Annotated in this window: 5 protein-coding genes; 4 read left to right on the top strand and 1 reads right to left on the bottom strand. The window is 73.0% G+C overall.

Features of this window, described 5'->3' with window-relative positions; translation table 11 throughout:
- The 4 genes from ASF38_RS19205 to ASF38_RS08390 form a co-directional block, all read left to right on the top strand.
- Positions 1–379, top strand: a 379-nt coding sequence (locus tag ASF38_RS19205) for an HAD family phosphatase (protein ID WP_235497528.1), incomplete at its 5' end; no start/stop codon positions are given.
- Positions 379–2931: a glycoside hydrolase family 65 protein gene (locus ASF38_RS08400; RefSeq protein WP_082480616.1), complete on the top strand. Its 2553-nt coding sequence runs from the start codon at positions 379–381 to the stop codon at positions 2929–2931. The genes ASF38_RS19205 and ASF38_RS08400, both read left to right, overlap by 1 nt.
- Before the next feature lie 78 nt (positions 2932–3009).
- On the top strand, positions 3010–3438 hold the full coding sequence (locus ASF38_RS08395; protein WP_156364731.1) for a hypothetical protein: 429 nt from the start codon (positions 3010–3012) through the stop codon (positions 3436–3438).
- Positions 3435–4490 carry an adenosine deaminase gene (locus ASF38_RS08390; protein ID WP_056575125.1) on the top strand — a complete coding sequence of 352 codons (1056 nt, stop codon included), beginning with the start codon at positions 3435–3437 and terminating at the stop codon, positions 4488–4490. Before ASF38_RS08395 ends, ASF38_RS08390 begins: the two co-directional genes overlap by 4 nt.
- A 52-nt stretch (positions 4491–4542) precedes the next feature.
- On the opposite strand, the gene ASF38_RS17995 is transcribed toward ASF38_RS08390, so the two are convergent.
- Positions 4543–4997: hypothetical protein (locus tag ASF38_RS17995; RefSeq protein WP_200914464.1), on the bottom strand; the 455-nt coding region annotated here is incomplete at its 5' end.

Raw genomic sequence — 4997 nt, 5'->3', positions numbered from 1 at the left:
CCCGGGCTCCGTGGCGCTCGTGGAGCAGCTGGCCGCCGCCGGCACGCAGATGGCGATCGTCTCCAGCTCGCGCAACGCCCCCAAGGTGCTGCGCGCCGCCGGGCTCATCGACCACTTCCCGGTGATCGTCGACGGCGTCGTGGCGGGGGACCGCCAGCTCGCCGGCAAGCCCGCGCCCGACACCTTCCTCTTCGCCGCGCAGCAGCTCGACGTCGAGCCGTCGCGAGCCGTGGTGCTCGAGGACGCCACCTCGGGCGTCGCCGCCGGCCACGCCGGACGCTTCGGCCTGGTCGTGGGCGTCGACCGCGGCGCCGGAGCCGACGCGCTGCGCGAGCACGGAGCCGACGAGGTCGTGAGCGACCTGCGAGACCTGCTCTGATGTCGCCGCTCGACCAGCCCGCGCCCGGCACCGACGAGGACCGCGGCTTCGGCCCCTCGCACGAGGCGCCGCCGGTGCGCGACTTCCTCGACCGCTCGCGCTTCCCCGTGGACCCGTGGAAGCTCACCGAGGTCCGCTACGACAGCAGCGACCTGGGCCTCACCGAGACCGTGTTCGCCGTCGGCAACGGCTACCTCGGCCTGCGCGGCAACGTGGAGGAGGGTCGCGACTCCCACACGCACGGCACGTTCGTGAACGGCTTCCACGAGACGTGGCCGATCCAGCACGCCGAGGAGGCCTTCGGGTTCGCCCGGGTCGGCCAGACGATCGTCAACGCCCCCGACGCCAAGATCATCCGGCTCTACGTCGACGACGAGCCGCTGCTGCTCTCGGTGGCCGACCTGCTCGGCTACGAGCGCAGCCTCGACCTGCGCGAGGGCGTGCTCCGGCGGAGCCTGCTGTGGCGGACCCCGTCGGGCAAGCGGGTCCGGATCGAGTCCACCCGCATGGTCAGCCTGGCGCAGAAGCACCTCGCGATCATGACCTTCGAGGTCACGCTGCTCGACGACTCCGCGCCGGTGGCCATCTCGTCGCAGATCCTCAACCGCCAGGACGGCGAGGACGAGTACCACGTGCGCGCCAGCGCGATGGGCGAGGGCAAGGTCGGCGAGGGCAACGACCCCCGCAAGGCCGAGCGGCTCCAGCGCCGTGTGCTCGAGCCCCAGGAGCAGCTCGGCGAGCCCGACACCGGACGCGTGGCGCTGGGGTACCGGTGCGCCGAGAGCGGCATGACGCTCGCCGTGATGGCCGACCACGACCTGCAGACCGAGAACATGGTCACGAGTCGCGTGGTCACCGGCGACGACCTCGCGAAGACGACGTTCCGGATCGCCGCCGAGCCCGGCGTGCCCATCCGGCTCACCAAGACGGTGGCGTACCACACGTCGCGCGGGGTGCCCTCGCGCGAGCTGCTCGACCGCTGCCGACGCACTCTCGACCGGGTGCGCGAGCAGGGCGTGGAGCAGCAGACGAGCGACCAGCGCGACTGGCTGACCGCGTTCTGGCAGCGCGCCGACGTGGAGGTCCCGGGCCAGCCGGAGATCCAGCAGGCCATCCGCTGGAACCTGTTCTCGATCGTGCAGGCGTCGGCGCGGGCCGAGGGCCAGGGCATCCCCGCGAAGGGGGTCACCGGCTCGGGCTACGGCGGCCACTACTTCTGGGACACCGAGGTCTACGTCATGCCGTTCCTGACGTACACGACCCCGAGCGCGGCCCGCAACGCGCTGCGGTTCCGCTACTCGCTGCTCGACGCGGCCCGCCGTCGCGCCGACCAGCTCGCCCAGAAGGGCGCCCTGTTCCCGTGGCGGACCATCAACGGTGAGGAGGCGTCGGCGTACTACGCGGCCGGCACCGCGCAGTACCACATCGACGCCGACATCGCGTACGCGCTGAGCCAGTACATCGGCGCCACGGGCGACACCGAGTTCCTCGACCGCCAGGGCATCGACATCTTCGTCGAGACGGCCCGACTGTGGGCCGACCTCGGCTTCTGGCGCAGCGAGGAGGGCGGGACCTTCCACATCCACAGCGTCACCGGTCCCGACGAGTACACGACGGTCGTGAACGACAACCTGTACACGAACGTCATGGCGCGCTTCAACCTGCGCCGGGCGGCCGAGGCGGTCCGCACCCTCCAGCACGCCAACCCCGCCGCCTACGAGGCCGCGGCCGAGCGGCTCTCGCTCACCGAGGAGGAGGTCGAGGAGTGGGGACGTGCCGCGCGTGGCATGAGCATCCCGTTCGACGAGCACCTCGGCATCCACCCGCAGGACTCGCACTTCCTCGAGCGCGAGATGTGGGACCTCGACCACACGCCGCTCGACAGCCGCCCCCTGCTGCTGCACTACCACCCGCTGGTCATCTACCGGTTCCAGGTGCTCAAGCAGGCCGACGTCGTGCTGGCGCTGTTCCTGCAGGGCGAGGACTTCACGCCCGAGCAGAAGCGCGCCGACTTCGAGTACTACGACCCGATCACCACGGGCGACTCGACGTTGTCGGCCGTCGTGCAGTCGATCATCGCGGCCGAGGTCGGGTACCACGACCTGGCGTACCGCTACTTCCTGTCGGCGCTCTTCGTCGACCTGGCCGACCGGCACGGCAACACGTCCGACGGCGTCCACGTGGCGTCGACCGGTGGCGTGTGGAGCGCCGTGGCCGCCGGGTTCGGCGGGTTCCGCGACCTCGGCGCCGGCCAGTGGTGCATCGATCCGCGCCTGCCCGACGACTGGGAGTCGCTCACCTACCGGGTCACGCTGCGCGGCACCCGGGTGCGGGTGACGGTGCGCCCCGACGAGCTCGACCTCACGGTGGAGGACGGCGACGGCCACCTCGCGTTCGACGTGCGCGGCACCGAGGTCGTCGTGGGCCCGGGCGAGCCGGTCACGGTCGCCCTCGCGGGCCAGGGGCCGCGGCTCGAGGGTGAGCCGCCGAACCCGGCCGGCACGCGCCGCTCCGACGGCACCGTCATCACGGCGATCGTCCCCGGCGCCTGAGGCGGTGCCGGACGGGTCGCGCGCCGGGCGGGTGCACCGTCCGGTCGCGCCTGCGGGCACCTGCCTAGACTGACGGACGTGTTGATCGTGAGGTACGAGGTCAGTGACGGCAGGTCGGGCGAGGACGTCGTGCTCGTCGACCAGAAGTGGTCGTTCGGGCGTTTCGGTGGTGAGGAGACCCCCACCGTCGAGACCGACGACCGGCGGGTCAGCCGCGGCGCCCTGGTGATCCGCGACAGCGGCCCCGGCCCGGTCGTCTTCCGGGGGCAGCGCGGCGAGCAGGCCCGGGTGGGCCTGGTCTCCGACGACGGCAGCACCGAGTGGCTCGAGGAGGGCAAGGCCGGCAACCTCACGGCCACGGCCCGTCGGGTCACGTTCGACCTCGACGACGAGAACGTGCTCACGCTCGAGGTCGACTTCGCCGACCGCGGCAGCGTGGTCGAGCGGCAGCAGCAGGCGGCCCAGCCCCACCTCTCGGTGGTGCCCGAAGCGACCGACGTCCCATGAGCGGGCGGAGCGCCGACGACGCCGGAGCCGCCCACACCGGTTCGGTCGACATCGCGTTCCTCCAGGCGCTCCCGAAGGCCGAGCTGCACGTGCACCACGTCGGGTCGGCATCGATCGAGGCGGTCTCCACGCTGGCCCAGCGCCACGAGGGCAGCACGCCCGTGCCGACCAACCCCACCGCGCTCGCCGACTACTTCCGGTTCACCGACTTCGCGCACTTCATCGAGGTCTACCTGTCGGTCGTGGACCTGCTGCGCACGCCCGACGACCTCTGGACCCTCACCCACCAGGTGGGCACCGATCTCGCGGCGCAGAACGTGCGGTACGCCGAGCTGACGCTCACGCCGTACACGTCGATCGTGCGCGGCATCCCCGCCGAGGCCTACCTCGAGGCCGTCGAGGACGCCCGCCGTCGGGTGGAGGCCGAGACCGGCCTGGTGCTGCGCTGGATCTTCGACGTCCCCGGCGAGTCCGGGGTGGAGGCGGCCGACGTGACGCTCGACGTCGCGCTGCGGCTGCGGCCCGACGCGCTGGTGGGCTTCGGCCTGGGCGGCCCCGAGGTCGGCGTCCCGCGGCCGCAGTTCGCACGGCACTTCGACGCCGCCCGCGCCGCGGGGCTGCGCAGCGTCCCGCACGCGGGTGAGTCCACCGGCCCGCAGACGATCCGCGACGCGATCGAGCACCTCGGGGCCGAGCGCATCGGCCACGGCATCGCCGCGGCGCAGGACCCCGAGCTCATGGCGCTGCTCGCCGAGCGCGGGATCGTGCTCGAGGTGTGCCCCACGTCGAACGTGTGCACCCGTTCCGTCCCGTCGCTCGCCGAGCACCCGCTGCCCACGTTGGTGGCCGCCGGGGTCCCGGTGACGATCAACAGCGACGACCCGCCCATGTTCGGCACCACCCTGTCGCGCGAGTACGCGGTGGCCGCCGACCTGCTCGGCCTCGACCGCGCGGGCGTCGTCGACCTGGCGCGAGCGGCCGTCGACGCCTCCTTCGCCCCGGACGCGCTCAAGACCTCGCTGAACGCCGAGCTCGGACGCGTCGTCCCCTGACGAACGAGGACCGCCCGGCACCCCAGGGTGCCGGGCGGTCCTCGTTCACGGGTCAGGCGCGCTGGCGCCGGACTCCGATGCCCAGGGCGATCGCCACCGCCGCACCCAGCCAGGCCAGGTCACGTCGGCGCAGCACCCGGCGGGGCGCCGCACGGCTCGTGAGGGAAGCCGGGGCCACCAGTGCCGGAAGCGCTGCCGAAGGAGGCGGTCCGGCCATCGCGACGTGGCCCACCGCGACCGAGGTCGGCGCAGCGTCGTCGGAGCGGCTGCCCCGGCGCAGGACCGTCATGCCGGCGAGTGCGAGCATCGCGCCGGCCGCGAGCAGCCAGAGCGAGGTGCCGCCGGCGTTCGGCAGGGTGCCACCGGCGTCGGAGATCCCGGCAGTGCCGGTCTCGTCATCGCCGGAGGTACCGGTCTCCTCGGTCGGCTCGTCGGGGTCGGGGTCCCCTCCGGGGTCGACCACCACGATCTCGTCGCAGTCGGCAGCGACGCCGGCGTCGCCCGAGA

The sequence above is a fragment of the Aeromicrobium sp. Leaf272 genome (assembly GCF_001422865.1).
Taxonomy (GTDB): Bacteria; Actinomycetota; Actinomycetes; order Propionibacteriales; family Nocardioidaceae; genus Aeromicrobium.
The sequence above is the reverse complement of the archived record's forward strand: the minus strand, read 5'-3'. Positions and strand labels throughout refer to the sequence as shown.